The 16,432-nt window shown below is 39.8% G+C and carries 15 protein-coding genes; 1 reads left to right on the forward strand and 14 read right to left on the reverse strand.

The window, feature by feature from the left end; genetic code table 11:
- The 11 genes from IAG46_RS02460 to IAG46_RS02510 form a co-directional block, all read right to left on the reverse strand.
- Positions 1-642 (reverse strand): hypothetical protein, encoded by a 642-nt coding sequence (locus IAG46_RS02460; protein WP_190808734.1) that lies wholly within the window; start codon positions 640-642, stop codon positions 1-3.
- The gene (locus IAG46_RS02465; protein WP_190808735.1) at positions 642-2,312 is read right to left on the reverse strand and encodes an RNA-directed DNA polymerase; all 1,671 of its coding nucleotides are present in this window, start codon (positions 2,310-2,312) and stop codon (positions 642-644) included. The genes IAG46_RS02460 and IAG46_RS02465 overlap by 1 nt, the downstream gene beginning before the upstream one ends.
- A 153-nt stretch (positions 2,313-2,465) precedes the next feature.
- Positions 2,466-3,401: a ketopantoate reductase family protein gene (locus IAG46_RS02470; protein WP_190808736.1), complete on the reverse strand. Its 936-nt coding sequence runs from the start codon at positions 3,399-3,401 to the stop codon at positions 2,466-2,468.
- A 10-nt stretch (positions 3,402-3,411) separates the two neighbouring features.
- Entirely contained in the window at positions 3,412-3,780 is a 369-nt protein-coding gene (locus tag IAG46_RS02475) for a hypothetical protein (RefSeq protein WP_190808737.1), read from the reverse strand.
- Positions 3,781-3,985: 205 nt separating this feature from the next.
- A complete protein-coding gene (dsrP, locus tag IAG46_RS02480) occupies positions 3,986-5,230 on the reverse strand; it encodes a sulfate reduction electron transfer complex DsrMKJOP subunit DsrP (RefSeq protein ID WP_190808738.1) in 1,245 nt (414 codons plus the stop codon).
- A 34-nt stretch (positions 5,231-5,264) separates the two neighbouring features.
- Positions 5,265-6,419 carry a 4Fe-4S dicluster domain-containing protein gene (locus IAG46_RS02485; RefSeq protein WP_190808739.1) on the reverse strand — a complete coding sequence of 385 codons (1,155 nt, stop codon included), beginning with the start codon at positions 6,417-6,419 and terminating at the stop codon, positions 5,265-5,267.
- A gap of 18 nt (positions 6,420-6,437) precedes the next feature.
- A complete protein-coding gene (locus tag IAG46_RS02490; RefSeq protein WP_190808740.1) occupies positions 6,438-7,055 on the reverse strand; it encodes a cytochrome c3 family protein in 618 nt (205 codons plus the stop codon).
- The gene (locus IAG46_RS02495) at positions 7,052-7,747 is read right to left on the reverse strand and encodes a nitrate reductase cytochrome c-type subunit (RefSeq protein WP_190808741.1); all 696 of its coding nucleotides are present in this window, start codon (positions 7,745-7,747) and stop codon (positions 7,052-7,054) included. Before IAG46_RS02495 ends, IAG46_RS02490 begins: the two co-directional genes overlap by 4 nt.
- Before the next feature lies 1 nt (position 7,748).
- Positions 7,749-10,079, reverse strand: a complete 2,331-nt coding sequence (locus tag IAG46_RS02500) for a molybdopterin-dependent oxidoreductase (protein ID WP_190808742.1) — start codon at positions 10,077-10,079, stop codon at positions 7,749-7,751.
- 1 nt (position 10,080) lies between these two features.
- Positions 10,081-10,320: a chaperone NapD gene (locus IAG46_RS02505; RefSeq protein ID WP_190808743.1), complete on the reverse strand. Its 240-nt coding sequence runs from the start codon at positions 10,318-10,320 to the stop codon at positions 10,081-10,083.
- Positions 10,321-10,322: 2 nt separating this feature from the next.
- A complete protein-coding gene (locus IAG46_RS02510) occupies positions 10,323-11,588 on the reverse strand; it encodes an alginate export family protein (protein ID WP_190808744.1) in 1,266 nt (421 codons plus the stop codon).
- 363 nt (positions 11,589-11,951) lie between these two features.
- On the opposite strand from IAG46_RS02510, the gene IAG46_RS02515 reads away from it, so the two are divergent.
- Positions 11,952-13,772, forward strand: a complete 1,821-nt coding sequence (locus IAG46_RS02515; RefSeq protein ID WP_190808745.1) for a pyruvate kinase — start codon at positions 11,952-11,954, stop codon at positions 13,770-13,772.
- A gap of 28 nt (positions 13,773-13,800) precedes the next feature.
- Here IAG46_RS02515 and IAG46_RS02520 read toward each other — a convergent pair whose 3' ends face one another.
- The 3 genes from IAG46_RS02520 to IAG46_RS02530 form a co-directional block, all read right to left on the reverse strand.
- Positions 13,801-14,466, reverse strand: a complete 666-nt coding sequence (locus IAG46_RS02520) for a two pore domain potassium channel family protein (RefSeq protein WP_190808746.1) — start codon at positions 14,464-14,466, stop codon at positions 13,801-13,803.
- Positions 14,467-14,469: 3 nt separating this feature from the next.
- Entirely contained in the window at positions 14,470-15,198 is a 729-nt protein-coding gene (locus IAG46_RS02525) for a DUF3575 domain-containing protein (RefSeq protein WP_190808747.1), read from the reverse strand.
- A 142-nt stretch (positions 15,199-15,340) separates the two neighbouring features.
- A complete protein-coding gene (locus IAG46_RS02530; RefSeq protein WP_190808748.1) occupies positions 15,341-16,432 on the reverse strand; it encodes an adenylate/guanylate cyclase domain-containing protein in 1,092 nt (363 codons plus the stop codon).

Below are 16,432 nucleotides of genomic sequence, written 5' to 3' on the forward strand. Positions count from 1 at the left end.
TCATGCATTGTAAAAATTGGTAAACGAATCCCTAAAACAAATCAAAGCTTGCGGGTATCTTTTAACTATTTGCTTTTTTGCCCTTTTATAGTTAGGTGGGATAATTCTTTGATAATCCGAATTTTCTGAATCCTTAGCAGTTCGATGCTCCAGCTTATTCCTACATTCATACAAATTATCCATGATTCTCCCAGCTTTTTCAGCATCATTTTTCTTTTGATTGATTTGAATATATCTGGAACGTTCAGGACCTGCATCTCCCTGTTTTACAGGAGTTTCTTCGAGGATTTCTTGAAGATAATGTAAAGCTAAATGATCCGTAAATCTAATAGCATTCTGAATCCAAGAATATAAAGATGAATTATCCTCAATTTTCTTAAATGAAGAAAACGTATTTAGGCAATTTGTTGCGTCCCCCTGTGCTAACTGGTACACCTGTGTAGTTAAAACTTCTTCAAATTCAAACTCTAAATCATTATTTATAACATCTTCATAGAAATAAATGAATATATCTTGGTTTATTGCGATGGACTGTTGTTCCTTCTCGATTAAATCTATTACTATAAGTTTATTGGGCGCCGTGAGTTCTTTGCCGTTACCGATGGAATCCTTTATGTCATTAAGTGTTTTTAAATAATCCATTACAAAAACCAAGATTTTAAGTTATCGATAGGAATATTTAAATGTTTAGTGTGAATCAAGTTTAGAACCGTTTCCTGTACATAAGTCTCTGTCTCTGACTTAATCAGATGAGCCAAAGAATCAGATATTTGAGAATTCAACTTTATTTTTTTAACTAACATTTTATAATAACCTAACCTCACAAGAGGACTATCTTCATTATTAATTTTTTTGATTATTAAATTGACCTTCGAACTATTGAAATCTACTGTTTTGTCATATACAGCAAGTAATTGATATTTTACCCACTCATAATCCTTGAACTTGTTCATTAGTTCATTGAAGTCCTTATGATAATCCGACAAATCATCATAATAAGTCAGATTCCAAATAAGATTGTTTGATTTCCAATAGATGCGTGAAATTCCAAACAACCAAATATGGACCATTTCATAATCAGGAACTTTATCATCAAGATCTATAAGGTTTTTAGTAATTAATCTCCATTTTTGTGCAAGAGTTAAAAACCTTCTTACAAGCTTAACATCAGTGAGGAAGGAAGATTCTAAAATATTTTCATCTTTTGTTTTATAGTAGATATCTGAAAGCTCATCTTCAATTTCCTGAATCGCTTTATAATAATAGCTTAATGCCTCTTTATTATTGATAGCTGTAATATTTTTCTCTTCATCCCCGCTTATTTGGGATGAATCGTGTTCCAGAATATCCACATCTACCTCTTTAGATTTTTTGGTTTTCTTGATTTTTATACCTGACGCATCCAACAACCGTCCCTTTTCTTTTTCCAAATGCTCTACTTCTTGAATAGAGGTTTTTTTAATGTTTATTGAGAGAGATTTGCCTTTTAGATGTCTGTCAAAACTTATCAAAGCCGAATTAAGCCTTTTCTTATCAGAGTCATAAATTCTAATATCATCCATGAATCTGAAATAGGTCAAATCATTTTCCATTGCCATTCTGTCAAGGCTGTCTAAAATTAGATTTGCAAAAAAATAAGAAGCAGCGGGACCTTGAGGGATTCCCACTCCAATTGTTTCAGAATCTCTTGTGCCGGACCAAAAATTAAGACAGCTACTTAATAATTCTAAAACATCCTTATCTATTTTAAAACGATTGAGTTCAATTACTAATGTAGAATGTGGAATGGTATCAAAAAAGCTCGTAATATCTGTTTCTAATCTATATATTATTGAAAGTTTGTCAACGGTCTCATTTATGCTTTCTACAAATCGATTATAAAGACTCACGTAATACTCGAAAAAATAAAAGTCGATAACGTCCTCGTTTAGAATACTCACGCCCTTTTTTACATCCGGGCTTAAAACACTTCCAAATACAAAATGCTTAGTTTCAGTAAAATAATCGTAAGTGAGTTCCGCAACATAGTTTGCAATTGCCTGATATACAATTGCATCCTTAATTCCAAGTACGGTTTTAGTTCTCTGGGTACCGTTTAATTTCGGCTCATAATATTTGAATGGTCTTGTTGGGTAATATTCTCCATTTTCTAGTTCCAGAGTTAGTTTTTTTAATCTGTCACTTAGGTTTGAGCTATAGAGACTTATTCCGAAATAATCCTTAGCATCGGTTCCAACACTGGATATTACCCGTTCCCAAGCGAGAAGAATTGAGTCTGAAGAAAAGCATTTTTTGTATCCTTTACTATTCATCTAAGATTAGAAATATTCATAATTGACCATATTTTATATAAAATATTATTCTTTTATTCAATCAAATAAAGAACTTTATATTTTTCTTTGGTTTTATTATTTTTTCTTTCCCTTGCTAAAATAATCAAAGAATTAATACTTAAATTCTTACTTTTAAGAAATACGCTTCTGAACCTCCGCAAACAATTGTTGGTATGTTGGCACGTCAACACTAAAGTGTTGTGCTGCGGCCACCACATAACCTACCAAAGCCTCTACTTCGGTATGGGCTTTTTTGGCGGTAACATCAGAATGCAGTGAAGAGGTTGCTCCATAGGGCAGACTTTCCAGTTTGGCCAATACCTGTTCGGCCATATTATCGGAGATGGCAATCCCTTTTTGCTTTGCAATTTGGGCCACTTCGTTGACCAAAGCAATCACGGTGTTTCGTTTGTCAGGGTCGGCAACTATGGGGCCTACGGACTCATCAAAATAGGTGGTGGCCGTGGCCGTTACCGAGATAAAGACAAACTTTTCCCAGATCACCTTTTCAATCTGTTGGGTCAGGGTCACCTCTACCCCAGCCTCTTGGAACAGCTTTTCCAAGACCTCCAATCGGGCATCGGAACTTCCCTCAACCCCAAAAAACAGTTTTTTTATGTTTCCCAGGTTCTCCACCACCCCAGGCCGAGACAATCGGGCAATAATATACACACAACCATCGCACACCAAGTTGTTGGGCAATAGTTTTTGGATACGTTCCCTACAGTCCACCCCATTGAGCAGGGGCAAAATCACCGTTTGCGGGCCAATACAGGGTGCAAGCTGCTGCATGGTCTGCTCCAGGTCATAACTTTTGGTAGCAACTATTATATAGTTTACCACACCAATTTGGTGGGCATCATCCGTGATCAACTTGGGAATGGCCACAAACTGTTCGTCGCCTTCAATAACGGTTAATCCCGACTTTTGTATTTGCTCCAAATGTGCCCCACGGGCGAGAAAATGAACGTCAACAGTTTTACTGTCCTCAAATTGTTTGGCGAGTAAGCCTCCAAAAAAGCCTCCCACCCCTCCTATTCCGGCAATCAATATTTTTGTTGTGGCCATTGCTCGGCTTTTAGCAAACTGCTTTTGGGTTTGGATAATTGTCCGATTGATCTTCGGTTGTCTCATCCATACAGACAAAATCCTTTTCCACTAGCAAAAACAGAGTATTTCCATTATCCAAGGTCACTGTATGCTCAAAACCTACTTGGTTGTTCACATTCCAACCTTTGCAAATCGCTTCGGGTACAATCAGCGTAATGGTATCATCCACAAATTCGGCATCCATATGGGTTTTGGTCTCCGATATTTTTACGGCATAGGTGAATTTACGGTCATTGAACTCCGTGGTTTCGGCAAAATGACCGGTATGGCAAAAAGTTTCCACCTCACTTCGCGTAAGTCGATATCGGATGGAGTTCCCTTTGATTCTTATTTTCATCTGTTTATTTTTTGTTTTCTTATTGGATGTCACCTCGAGCGCCGTCGAGAGGTCTTTTAAAATTGACCTGTTTAATTAGGTCTCACTAGCTCCTTCCATAACACTTCGACAGTCCTTCGACAATCCTTCGACAAGCTCAGGATGACATTGCTCAGGATGACAGCTCGACCTGACACTTTTTTTCAACATTTCAACTCAACAACAATTAAGCTGTTTCTGATTCCAGCACTTTCTTTTTCTTGTATCGCAATTTGCCCAGTTCAATACCAATGGAGGTTTTTGCCAACATGGTAAAGACAAAGGCGCCCATGGCCCAAATACCCAAAGTTACCCAGATTTCAATCCAGGTGGGGGTGTATTCCGCTATTTTTCCGTAGGGTCCGGGAATAAAGCCGGGAACGATCAAGCCAAATCCTTTTTCTATCCAAATGGCCACAAACAGAATAAAGCAGCAGAAATACAAGACCTTAAAGTTATTGCGAAGTTTATGGAATGTCAATAGTACGGTTGCTAAAATATTTAAGGGGATGGCTGTCCATATCCAAGGCAGCAATGCGGTTTTTCCTTCCAATCCAAAAAACAGATAATAGGCACTTTCGCTGTGGTGCGTAGGCGCATAAAATTCTTTAAAGAGTTCTGAAACCAGCATAATCAGATTAATCTGCGCCGCAACGGTAACGATCATGGCTATTTTGCTGATGGTCTTATTCTCTATTTTGAATTCTGAAAATTTTCGGATAGCTGCCAATACCAGGATAATCAAAGCAGGGCCAGCGGCAAAGGCCGAAGCCAAAAATCGAGGGCCCAAAAGAGCATTATTCCAAAACGGACGTGCTTGAAGTCCTTCATACAAGAAAGCAGTGACCAAATGGATGCCCACGGCCCAAAGAACTGATAAAATGGAACCAGGAACATATATTTTGGACTTTGCCTCTTTTCCTTGATAATGTCGAAAGAGAATATACAGCGGAATGGTAATATTGATAAAGAGGTAACCATTGAGCACAATTACGTCCCACGCCAGCATGGAGTTGGGGAAATTAAAGACCCCAATCCCCGGAATCATATGCCACAATACCGAAGGGCCTCCCATATCGGCCACCACAAAGGCCAGACACATAACAAGGGCTGCTACGGCCAATCCTTCCCCGATCAAGACCGCCTGTTTAAAATCAATGTCCTTTAGGACATAGGTGGGCATGACCAGCATAACGGCAGCGGCGGCAACCCCGACCAAAAAGGTGAAATTGGAAATGTAAAGCCCCCAGCTCACACGATCGTTCATTCCCGTTACGCTCAGGCCTTCATCCAACTGAATGGAATAGCAATACATGCCAATAAGCATGATCACGGTTAAAAATATCATCCAAATATGGTATGTTTTGGACCCATGGGTGATGTAACCCAAACTGTCCTTGACCATACTTCGAAATGCCCTAACTGTTTCCATTCAATTTATTTTTTGATACTGCCTGACATATTTGTTAATCCATAAAATACCAGAACTTGGGTTCGGTTCCCAAGTCTTCTTTTAATCGAAATACCTGCTTGTTTTCCAGCACCCATCTGATCGTGCTATCGGGATCCAATAAATTACCAAAGATTCTAGCTCCGGTGGGACAGGCCTCAACACAGGCAGGATCCTTCCCAGACCTAGAGCGCTGTACACAAAACGTGCATTTTTCCATCACTCCTTTTTTACGCAATCGATTTCCGAGGTAATGTTGGTTCTTGTTCACTTCCTCTTCGGGTACTTCGGGCTTGCTCCAGTTAAAACGTCTACCGTCATACGGGCAGGCTGCCATACAATATCTACAGCCAATGCACCAATCATAATCGATTACTACCAAACCATCTTCTTCGCGCCATGTGGCTTCAACGGGACACACTTCTACACAGGGTGGATTGTCGCAATGAAAACACTGCGTGCCCATATAAAAATGCCCCTCTGCAGGTACCTCGTGGTAATAATTGTCATCTGCCTCATTGAATTTAAAGCCCTCTCCATCCTTCATTTCATGAATGCGGATATACTGCATTTCCGAATTCCTGTCTTGATTATTTTCCTTCACACAGGCACTTACGCAATCCATATATCCCTGGCATTTGGAAATATTGAATGCATAGCCAAAGAGCACATCTTTGGAAGCGTCCGTCGCCGTCATTTTTATGTTTTCCTTTTTCCGCAACTGGTAGGATCTTACCAAACGATCTACGGTAGCTTGCTTTTCTTCTTCGGTCATCAGTTTGTAGTTGCCCTTAAACTGTTCTTCCCAATCCAATTGTGCTTTTTCCTTCGTTTCTTCACCAGCGGTCACACTACAGGAAGTGTGTACAGCTCCCGCACCTACCAACAAACTTGCAGTCAATTTGCGAAAAGCGGACCTTCTATCCATTTTCACATCAAACACCTGCTGAAAACCATCTTTTCGGGTCTGCCCTACCATGGTTTCTTGGGTAAGTTCTTGCTCTACGGCCGCATCAAATTCCGCTGAAGAAATGGCATGCCCAGTTTTTGGAGGTTCCGCAGCATGGGAACCACAGCCTCCGCTTGTTTTGCCGCAGCCACAAGTTCCAGCATTAGGTTGCTTCTTATTGAGGCCTAAATCTAATTGAAACCATTTCTTTTTGTCTCCCATGATGCGTTTGTTAAATGGTTATTTTCTTTCTTTTACTTTTTCTGTATTGAATCGTGCAGGCCATTTTGAGGCTATCTGCGGTTCATGTGGGTTATGGCAATTCACACAGGTAAATGCTGCCCTTGGTTTTGCCCAACCGCCTATATTCTTGCCATGGGCACCGCCTTTCCAATCTTCAACCTGATTATTATGGCATTGCGCACACAATTGGTAACTCTGGTTAAAGTCTATGGTATTGCCAGTTAAACTATGCAAATTGTCCATGTCATTTCCGTTATGACAGGTAGCACAGTTCATCGCATTCGCATTCGCATGATTCATTTTGATATCCCAATGCGCCTTTTGTTCCCCCGGCTCATTTTGCATTTGTTCCAAAGGTTTAGAATGGCATTCGGTACAGGCAAATGATTTTATCTGACTTTTACGCTCAGGAATCAAAAAGGTGTGCTCCCCTTCGGTTATTTCGATGGTGTTGATATCGCCAATATATGCTTCTGAAGAAATTCCAGGGTCCGCATAATGTTTGCTCTCTTCCTCTATTTTCTCCTTTAAACTATGGTATTCGCCCTCTTTGTGCTTGCAGGAAAACAAACCGCAAAGCATAATCAAGCTACAAACTATTCCAAACGTTTTCATTTCAGATTGGTATTGGCCCTAACGAACAGTTCAACATTTTTCACCTCTTGTTTTTTAGGCACGTGACATTGCCTACAGTTGACCCTTTCTGGATGGTCTATCCAAAGTTCTTTTACAGCAGCAGGTCCTGCATGACAGGAAAGACAGTTTTCCCGCATCTGTAATTGATGTGGGATGGTAGGTGGACTTCCGGGCAAGGCATTGTTGACACCTACATCTGGAGCTGGTTTTTTATAAAAATTGGTAGCCACAAAGGTTGATTGTGTTTGTTGCTCCACGTGACATTGCTTGCAGTTGATCATTTCAGGATGGGGCGTAACCGGTGCATAGGCATTGAACTTCTCTACAAAACCACCATTTTGGTGACATTGTAAACAGACATTGGCCCCCATGCCCAATTTTTCCTTTACGGGATGCGGAATGCTAGGTGGTGCCCCCGGATATGCTCTATTATTATAATAGGTATCCAATGTTCTTTGGTGATTTTCATCCACGGGCATGTTGAGATAATCCAAAGCATATCTTGACCGCTCAAAAACTTTTTTCTCTGAGGGAATAACAGGAATGTCACTGGTTTCATGAACAGGAATATAGGCTTCTTCTAGACCTTGGTAGTAGCTATAGGTCCAGTTTGCTAAAAACCCAATGAACAAAAGGGCAAAAACCAATAAGATTCCGACTCTTTTTTTCATCTTAGGCTTTTTCAACTTTTACAGCACACTTTTTATAGTCCGGTTCTTTGGAAATGGGACAGAATGAATCCAAAGTGATATCATTTATGAGCATATTTTCATCAAAAAAGGGTACAAAGACCTGCATTGGTGCCGGTACGCCCCTTTCATTGACCGAAGCAGGTAAGGTAATTTCCCCTCTTCGTGTTGTGAGTTTTACCTTGTCTCCAGTTCTGATTTGCAGGCGTTTAGCATCGTCTGGGTGTAGCTCTACATAAGCATGTGGCATGGCTTGATGCAGTACAGGGATACGTCTTGTCATGGACCCTGTATGCCAATGCTCCACTACCCTACCCGTACCCAACCAATATGGGTATTCGGTATCCGGTTCTTCTGCAGCTGGTTCATAAGGGCGTTGCCAAATGATTGCCTTTCCGTCTTTCTTTCCATAAAAATGAAAGTCTTTTCCATTGGAACAAGCGGGGTCGTACTTGGCATTAAAGCGCCATTTGGTCTCTTTTCCGTCCACATAAGGCCACATTGCACCAGATTGGGATTTTAGCACCTCAAGCGGGGCCATATTGTGCTTTTTGTTATCGTGATGCCTTCTGTATTCCGTATAGATTTCCTCAATATGGGTTTCGTCCTTATAATAGAACTGTTTTTCAAATCCCATACGCTTCGCCACTTCAATCAGTTGCAGTGTATCACTCATTGCTTCCCCGGGGGGTTCCACCATCTGTTCAAAATATTGGGTACGACGTTCGGAATTTCCATACATCCCCTCACGTTCCACCCACATGGCCGAAGGCAAAATTACATCTGCAATATCGGTTGTTGGGGTTGGATAAATGTCCGAAACCACAATAAAACGACCTTCCTTTTTGGCGCCATCACGATATCTTTTCAGCTTTGGCATGGTGACCATGGGATTCGTAACCTGAATCCACATAAATCGGATATCACCCCTATCCAATGCCCGGAACATTTCTACGGTATGGTAGGTGGGTTTTGATGGGATATTTTCAACAGGAACATCCCAAATTTTAGCAGCAAACTCTCGATGTTCTTTGTTCATGACCACGCCATGTGGTAATTTATGCGTCAATGTTCCCACTTCCCGCACCGTTCCGCAGGCACTGGGTTGGCCTGTTAAAGAGAAAGGACTATTACCGGGACTTGAAATTTTTCCCGTAAGCAAATGGATATTATACACCAGATTATTTATCCAGGTACCTCTGGAATGTTGATTCATTCCCATACACCAAAAAGACATTACCTTTTTGTTAGGATCCCCAAAGTGCGCCGCAAGATATTTGATGTCTTTTACTGAAACTCCGGTTAGTTTGGAAACTTTTTCTGGGGTATAATCCTCTAAAAATGCTTTGTAATCTCCAAAACTTATGGATTCCGGTTTGTCCGTGAATTTGTAATTGTCCTCAAGACCATATCCCATTTTGGTCAAACCTTTGCTGAAATTGCAGTGTTCTTCTACAAAAGCCTTGTTCATCCAACCATTATTGATGATCTCATAACATATCGCATTAGCAACTGCAAGATCGGTCTGCGGATTAAAGATGATGGATTTGTCCGCAGCCATACTTGTTCTTGTAGTACGAGTGGCAAAATCTATGATTTTCACACCACGCTTAAGACGTTGATCCAATAATCTGGAGAATAAAACCGGGTGCATCTCTGCCATATTATTTCCCCAAAGCACAAAAGTATCGGCATGATCAATATCTTCATAACAACCCATGGGTTCATCCAATCCGAAGGAGGTCAAAAAACCGGTAACGGCCGTAGCCATACATAAACGGGCATTGGCTTCAACATTATTAGTTCCGATACATCCTTTAAAAAGTTTGGATGCCACATAACCATCTGGTATGGTCCATTGACCAGAACCATAAATGGAAACAGCGTCCTTCCCATGATCTTTGATGGTTTCCTGCATTTTGGAAGCCACCAAATCCAGTGCTTCTTTCATTGAAGTTTGTACGTACCTTCCATTCTTTTTGACCAAAGGTTTTGTCAATCGGTCCTTCCCATACATCGCCATAATGGAATGGTAACCTTTTACACAACATAACCCTTTATTAACTGGTGATTTTGGGTCGCCTTTTACTGCGATGGCTTTCCCATTTTCCGTTCCGATGAGTACCCCACAGCCTACCCCACAGAAACGGCATGGAGCTTTCTTCCAATCTAGATTGGCACCGGCTGGTATTCCTTCTTCTTGTTCTTTGGCGAAAATGATTCCCGGGAACATGCTGGCAGCGGCTGTCATGGCGGACAACATGGCCATTTTTTTGATAAAATCGCGCCTATTGGTGTGTACGGATTGATACATACTATGCATTTTTTGGAGTGTCAAAGCCGGACACCATGGCCATCAACTTTATATCACTTATTTGTTCTAATTTTTCCTTAAGTATTTCCTCTTCTTGTTTTGAGTTCGTCTCGGTGACCAAGATCAATACTTCTTCGTTTTCCGCAGGCAATACCTCACAATGCTCCATAATGGACAGCTGCTGTGTCAATTTAGCTTTTTTTCCTTCCGATGGATGCACTAAATAGCTTTTTATAGGCATACCTACTGATCAAGATTTGTTTGAAAAAGTGTCGGTTTAATCGTCAACATGACCCATCCCCAATAATTGGCATTGTCATCAAAATTGTTTTTTAAGAATTCCATTCCTTCGGAAGCGAACAAATGGGAATACCCTACTTTGATATTGACATCCTTTTTAAAATTATAATTGAGGACAAAGTCAGCCTCAATTCCCAACTGTTTGGAATCGGTGGTTGCTAAATCAGCTGCAGCGGAAAAGTTATGGATGCGCGCATTGAGAGAGGTTTTTTCTCCCAAGCCAATAACAGACCCCACGTAAACATCCAAAAGCCCCACATTATTGGCATGGTTGCCAACAAAAAAGTAGTCCATTAGACCATTGAACTTGTGATTAGTACCATAAAATGGGGTAAAAGCCTTGTTTTCACCACCGGAAGGCGCTCCATTATCATTGCCACTCAACAATTCCCCACCAAGAACCAAAGACCATTTGGGTTCTATTTTATAGCTTCCCTCAAGGGCCAATAAATAGGCACTTAGATCATTATCGCCAACATCATTTCCAAATTGATAATACAAGTTGGCTAGCCATGTCAGCTTTTCCTTGGAACCTTTAAGGTGCGTGCCGATAGTTTGACTGAATCGTGTTTCATTGTTATCCGAATCAAAAGCATCAATAAACTGTAAGCCATTATTCAGAAAAAGAAAGCTGGCTGATATCCCATCCCAATCCTGATGAAACCAGCCATATTGAATACTTTTATATGTATTTGCTGTGGTAAGCACATTGTTTAGGTTGGATTCACCGTCTTGATTAAAGGCCGCTCCAACATGAAAACTGGATTGATCTTTTTTGAATTTCAATACGGCAACATCATGGCTTCTGGCTTGCTGAGCCCATGCCACGCCCCCAAAAATTCGTTGGTCATCATAATTAAGCACCTGCCTTCCCAATTTCAAGGAAAACTCAGGTGTGAACAACAATTCGCCCCAAGCTTGATGAACACCAAAACCATTACGATCGGCCCGATTCAATTGCGGAACATCTCCCCAAACCCTGATATCCTGAACGCTCAAATAGAAATTTAAATATTCATTTTTATACCCCACATTCAATCGCGTACGCTGTGATATAAAAGCCGAAGGATCAGCGTTATCTGGGAAGAGGGATTGAAAACCATGTCTGAACTCAAAACGTGGTCTTAGCTCTGCATCAACCTTAAGCTGCGCATGAGCGGTAATTATTGTAAATAGAAACAAGAACGAGCATATCCCTATACGAATCATTCGGTTGAAAGTTGGTTGTTGTAATGGGTAGACTGAATGTACAACTTTTTTGTAGAAAAATTCCATCAAATTGAACTATTTTGGGTTTGTATATCGCTTGGAAATTTCCGATTTAAAAGAGAGTCAAAACATGACGTTTATCATGTTTCCTTGAATTGATTTTTGTATGTCAACCCGACTTCTAACAGAATTTATCAATAACATGAGGATATTTTTAATAAGATCAAAGGCTTTCGAGCTTATCATCGATTCGAACTTAATATTCGAACATGGTTGAAGATTTTTTGAAAGCGATATTTGTACTTTTGTCTCAACATGGAATTTGAAATCTCGAAAGGCTCTCCTCTATTTAAATCTTAATGAATGAAAATTAAAACAGAAAAGATCAAGGAGCTGATTGCTCAAATTGAAGTCATCTTGGAGGCCATCCGCCAATCCGAACCAAAGTCTAAAGACTTTTTGGAGCAAGTGGACCCTGTTTATTCAAAGAGTGCCAGAAACCTTGTTCACTATACCACTTTTAGAACATTCGATTTAAGAACCACCCAAAAAAGATTGAAAAATATTTCATTAACACGACTTTCAAAAGCAGGAGGGCATTTAAAATCCAGCTTATTGAAAACAAGGTACATTTTATATAGTTTACTTGGAGAGCCTCCTACTCCAAATGGTAAAGCCGGCCTATCCATAAAAAATGGCAAACGGTTGTTGACCCGAAATACCAAAGAACTTCTGGGTTATCGTTCTAAAGGGCGAAGGGTACGAATCATGGTAACCCAACCCACAGAGGCGGCTTTCAATTATCAAATGGTCCATGATATGGTGGGCAATGGCATGAACTGTGCTCGAATCAATTGTGCCCATGATGATAAAGAAGTCTGGGGGAAAATCATTGCCAATATTAAGAAGGCCTCCATGGCATTTGGAAAACAGGTTAAAATAGCTATGGACCTTTCTGGACCAAAAATAAGGACAGGAGAAATTACTCCCGGACCAAAGGTTAGAAAATTTACCCCTGACCGTGACGACTCTGGAAACATTATCAATCCGGCCGAGCTTATTTTTGTATCAGAAGTGACAGAAGATTCGGAGCCCAATACCATACCCGTTCCTTTGGAATGGCTCAAAAAACTACATCTTGGGGATGAATTAAAGCTAACGGACACACGAAACAAATTGCGGCGACTGAAAGTTGTGCATATTGATGAGCTTCAAGTACAAGCCCATTGCTATGAGACTTCATATATTGGAACTGGCACGGTTATTCGCAGTCAAAATCCCATATTGGAAGATACTGAGGTTGGTGAACTTCCTCCAATTGAACAGTATATTCTACTGCGTACCGGTGATCTTCTGACCATAACCAAGGCGGAGATACCTGGTAATCCTGCAAAATTTGATGAGGACGGTAACCTTCTTGAGAGTGCAAATATCTCATGCCAATTACCTGAGGTTTTTGAACGGATAAAGAAGGATGAAATTATATTGTTCGATGACGGAAAAATTGAAGGTTGTATAGAAGCAGTCTATACTGATCGGTTTGAGGTTCGTATCACCAGAGCAAAAGAAAAAGGCTCCAAACTCAAGGCGGAAAAAGGAATGAACTTTCCTGATACAGATTTGAGAATTAGTGGCCTAACAGCTAAGGATAAAGAGGATTTGGAATTTGTCGCAAAGCATGCTGATATTGTAAATTTTTCTTTTGTGAACTCCAAAGAAGATGTTGAAGAATTGCTGGTGGAACTGGAAAAATGGAAGGTGACCAACAAACTGAGCGTCATTCTTAAAATAGAGACCAAATCTGCATTTGATAATTTGGTTGAAATACTCCTAACCGCCATGAGGGTGAAATACATTGGAGTGATGATCGCAAGGGGCGATCTTGCTGTAGAGACTGGATGGGATTCCATTGGAAAAGTACAAGAGGAAATATTGTCCATATGCGAAGCGGCACATATTCCTGTGGTATGGGCAACACAAGTCTTGGAGAATTTCGCAAAAAAAGGGCTTCCCTCAAGGGCTGAGATAACGGACGCCACCGCCTCATTAAAAGCAGAATGTGTAATGTTGAATAAGGGTCCTTATATAAATGAGGTGTTGCAATTACTCAATAACATCTTATCCAATATGGAACAATTTCATGACAAAAATGATGCAATGCTACCAAAAATGGAAAAGGCTTAAATCATTCTCTATCGGCTTTCTTGGATTCTTACCTTTTGAATTGATTTATATATTTTCCAACAACGGCCGCGGTTATGATCACCAGATAAAACTGCCCCATTAATCCAATTAGCACGGCTGCCTTTTGTGCTAAGGAGGTAATAGGCAAGATATCTCCATAACCAATGGTAAGCAGGGTAATAAAACTGTAATAGAGCATTCTTTCCGTAAGTTGTTCTGGTCCGGTTTCAACAAGGAACAGTCCTTGAAAAGACCCAGGATATGTCATCTCAATGCTCAAGCAAATAAAGAATCCTAAAAGTCCCAATGAGATATATCCACTGATCAAACCTAATATCACGTTCTTATTGACCTTTTTTATGGACCACACCTGTGTTATGATTTCAATGGTCACCACAATATAAAACAAGAAAAAAGCAGCCATTTGCAAATAATCATAAACCTTGGTTGCATGTTTCTCTAGCAGTGTTGAGCCAAATGCGAAAAGTGTGACCGCCAAGAGAACCGCGAAAAACCACATCAGTTTCCTTCTTTTAGAAATCAACACAATTCCCGCCACTAGATTTGCCACAAAAAGTAATGGTGCCAAAATAGTTTCGAAAAATATTGGAGGAAAAACGAGGGAACCGAATAAAATTGTAACCTGACTGAAAAAGAAAATTTCAAATCGATATTTATATAGCTTGTCCATCATAACCTAAAATGTATAGCCTAGTTTTACCCCATATCGAAAAGAGGGTAAGGTGATATTAGTGTCTTGGTTTCCATTGATCCTGAAATCAGGATTCAACCATTCGAAAAAACCATATTCTGCAAGTGCATCTGATAAATCATCGTAAAATTCTTCTGGAACAGGTTCTATTTCATCCAAGCTGATTTCATTAAAACTGATTCCTGGACCTGCAATTAAAAAATCAATATAAAAGCGTTTTCTGATTGGTAACTTGTATCCCACTTCTAACCCAAAACCCAAAGTCCTGATCTTGGCATTGATCAAAATGTCTATGTCTTGCTGATTACTATCTTCATAAATCCCAGAAATGTCATCTTTGAAATTTTGATATTTGGCATATGCACCAGCGTAAAATCCAAAGTACCCACTTTCGGGTTTCTGAATATACCATCTAAACTCAGGAAGCAATTTGATGCCGTTGAAATTAAAATCTTTGGTTGAAATGCGATTGACATCAATACCAGATACTTCAAAAATTCCTGAAGATGTTTTGAGTCCTAAAGACAGACCTATAGTGCTGCTTGCTCCCAACGCCCTTTCATACTGAACCTGATAGGTGCCAAAAACGGGTAGGAAAGGATCTACACTTAGATGGTTTTTCTTTGTATCGCTCCCTTGTGCGAAAAACTTAGTTATGGAAAAAGAAATCCAAAATGCTAAAATTATCCCTCTCTTGATTTTTGACCTAGGCATCTTTTTCAATCTTTTATCAATTATTTATTGAATTTTCCCTTTACATAAAATACTACAAAATGTAGGAATGTACAATGGGCTAGTTACTATTCCAAACGGCAAGTTAGGTGTCAAGAAAAACTTCAAAACGATGTTAATCAAATTATTGATAATAGTGCGCAATGGAATAAATCTTAATTTCTTTCTGTTTTCCTTTCAATAATACATCGCCAATGGGTTTGGATGAAAAAGATTTTTTTTCTTTTAAATCATTCAATAGCTTTTCAGACAATAAGAAGTTTACATTGTGCTTGTTGCACTCAGCTTGAATACGTGCCGATGTATTTATAACGTCTCCATGATATGCCAATTCTTTCTTTATAAAACCTACTTCGGCAGCCATTAGGGTACCCCCATGCATTCCGGCTTTAAATTCTGGAAAGACGCCATATTTTCCCAAATAATAAGCATTTCTTGATGTCCGCTTCACTTCAAAAGCGAAGAAAACCTCTATGCAATTGCTATTTGACAATCCTTTCTTATAAGACCAGCTTAAAACAGCTTCGTCCCCAACATATTGGTAAATCTCAGCTTCATATTTAAGAACTACTTCATTGAGGTCGAAAAAACAATCTTGTATAAACTGACTGTACTTATGGTGACCCAATTGTTCTGCTATTGCGGTGGAATCTTTTAAATCCAAAAACATAAAAATACGTTCCTCTTCCTTCGGATTGCTATAGGCACCTCTTAACATTTTTAGAAAAACACCACTCCCAAATCGCTCCACCGCGATTTTTAAAGTGGAAAAAACAAGCGATGCAATCAATATGTAAAAAAGCAAGCCCCAGACCACTTTTTCTCTTAGCCACCAGCCCAGTTCAACATCAATATGAATAAAAGTGAACACCCTGGAAACTATGGTTGCAGTAATGCTGAGGACTGCAATGGTGAAGACAAATTCCGTAAAGGTCTTTACAATCAACATAAGACCCAGACTTAATCGTTTTGAAATCAATTTGTCAAATAAAAAATCTATGGAAGCGTAAAGCATGCCTAATACAGCTCCCATGGCGCTAAAGGACGCCAAAGGTTTTAAAAATCCCGTCGGTCCAGCGATATCATTGATTACGGTAATTCCGTTTTCCTCATCCAACCCAAAATATCGAAATATAGCAAAACAAGCTAAAGCAGTACTCCAAAAGATGATGGACTGCCATAGCAGGTTCAGGTAACGTTTTAGGTTGTGCCCCAT

The organism is Flagellimonas sp. S3867 (assembly GCF_014698935.1).
In the GTDB taxonomy this organism is placed as follows: Bacteria; Bacteroidota; Bacteroidia; order Flavobacteriales; family Flavobacteriaceae; genus Flagellimonas.

Bases quoted from the DNA above. Each gene is read 5' to 3' on its own strand.
- IAG46_RS02515 (WP_190808745.1), top strand. From the start codon at position 11,952: ATGAAAATTAAAACAGAAAAGATCAAGGAGCTGATTGCTCAAATTGAA.
- IAG46_RS02525 (WP_190808747.1), bottom strand. From the start codon at position 15,198: ATGCCTAGGTCAAAAATCAAGAGAGGGATAATTTTAGCATTTTGGATT.
- IAG46_RS02460 (WP_190808734.1), bottom strand. From the start codon at position 642: ATGGATTATTTAAAAACACTTAATGACATAAAGGATTCCATCGGTAAC.
- IAG46_RS02475 (WP_190808737.1), bottom strand. From the start codon at position 3,780: ATGAAAATAAGAATCAAAGGGAACTCCATCCGATATCGACTTACGCGA.
- IAG46_RS02465 (WP_190808735.1), bottom strand. From the start codon at position 2,312: ATGAATAGTAAAGGATACAAAAAATGCTTTTCTTCAGACTCAATTCTT.
- IAG46_RS02505 (WP_190808743.1), bottom strand. From the start codon at position 10,320: ATGCCTATAAAAAGCTATTTAGTGCATCCATCGGAAGGAAAAAAAGCT.
- IAG46_RS02490 (WP_190808740.1), bottom strand. From the start codon at position 7,055: ATGAAAACGTTTGGAATAGTTTGTAGCTTGATTATGCTTTGCGGTTTG.
- IAG46_RS02500 (WP_190808742.1), bottom strand. From the start codon at position 10,079: ATGTATCAATCCGTACACACCAATAGGCGCGATTTTATCAAAAAAATG.
- IAG46_RS02485 (WP_190808739.1), bottom strand. From the start codon at position 6,419: ATGGGAGACAAAAAGAAATGGTTTCAATTAGATTTAGGCCTCAATAAG.
- IAG46_RS02510 (WP_190808744.1), bottom strand. From the start codon at position 11,588: ATGATTCGTATAGGGATATGCTCGTTCTTGTTTCTATTTACAATAATT.
- IAG46_RS02520 (WP_190808746.1), bottom strand. From the start codon at position 14,466: ATGATGGACAAGCTATATAAATATCGATTTGAAATTTTCTTTTTCAGT.
- IAG46_RS02470 (WP_190808736.1), bottom strand. From the start codon at position 3,401: ATGGCCACAACAAAAATATTGATTGCCGGAATAGGAGGGGTGGGAGGC.
- IAG46_RS02495 (WP_190808741.1), bottom strand. From the start codon at position 7,747: ATGAAAAAAAGAGTCGGAATCTTATTGGTTTTTGCCCTTTTGTTCATT.
- dsrP (WP_190808738.1), bottom strand. From the start codon at position 5,230: ATGGAAACAGTTAGGGCATTTCGAAGTATGGTCAAGGACAGTTTGGGT.
- IAG46_RS02530 (WP_190808748.1), bottom strand. From the start codon at position 16,432: ATGGGGCACAACCTAAAACGTTACCTGAACCTGCTATGGCAGTCCATC.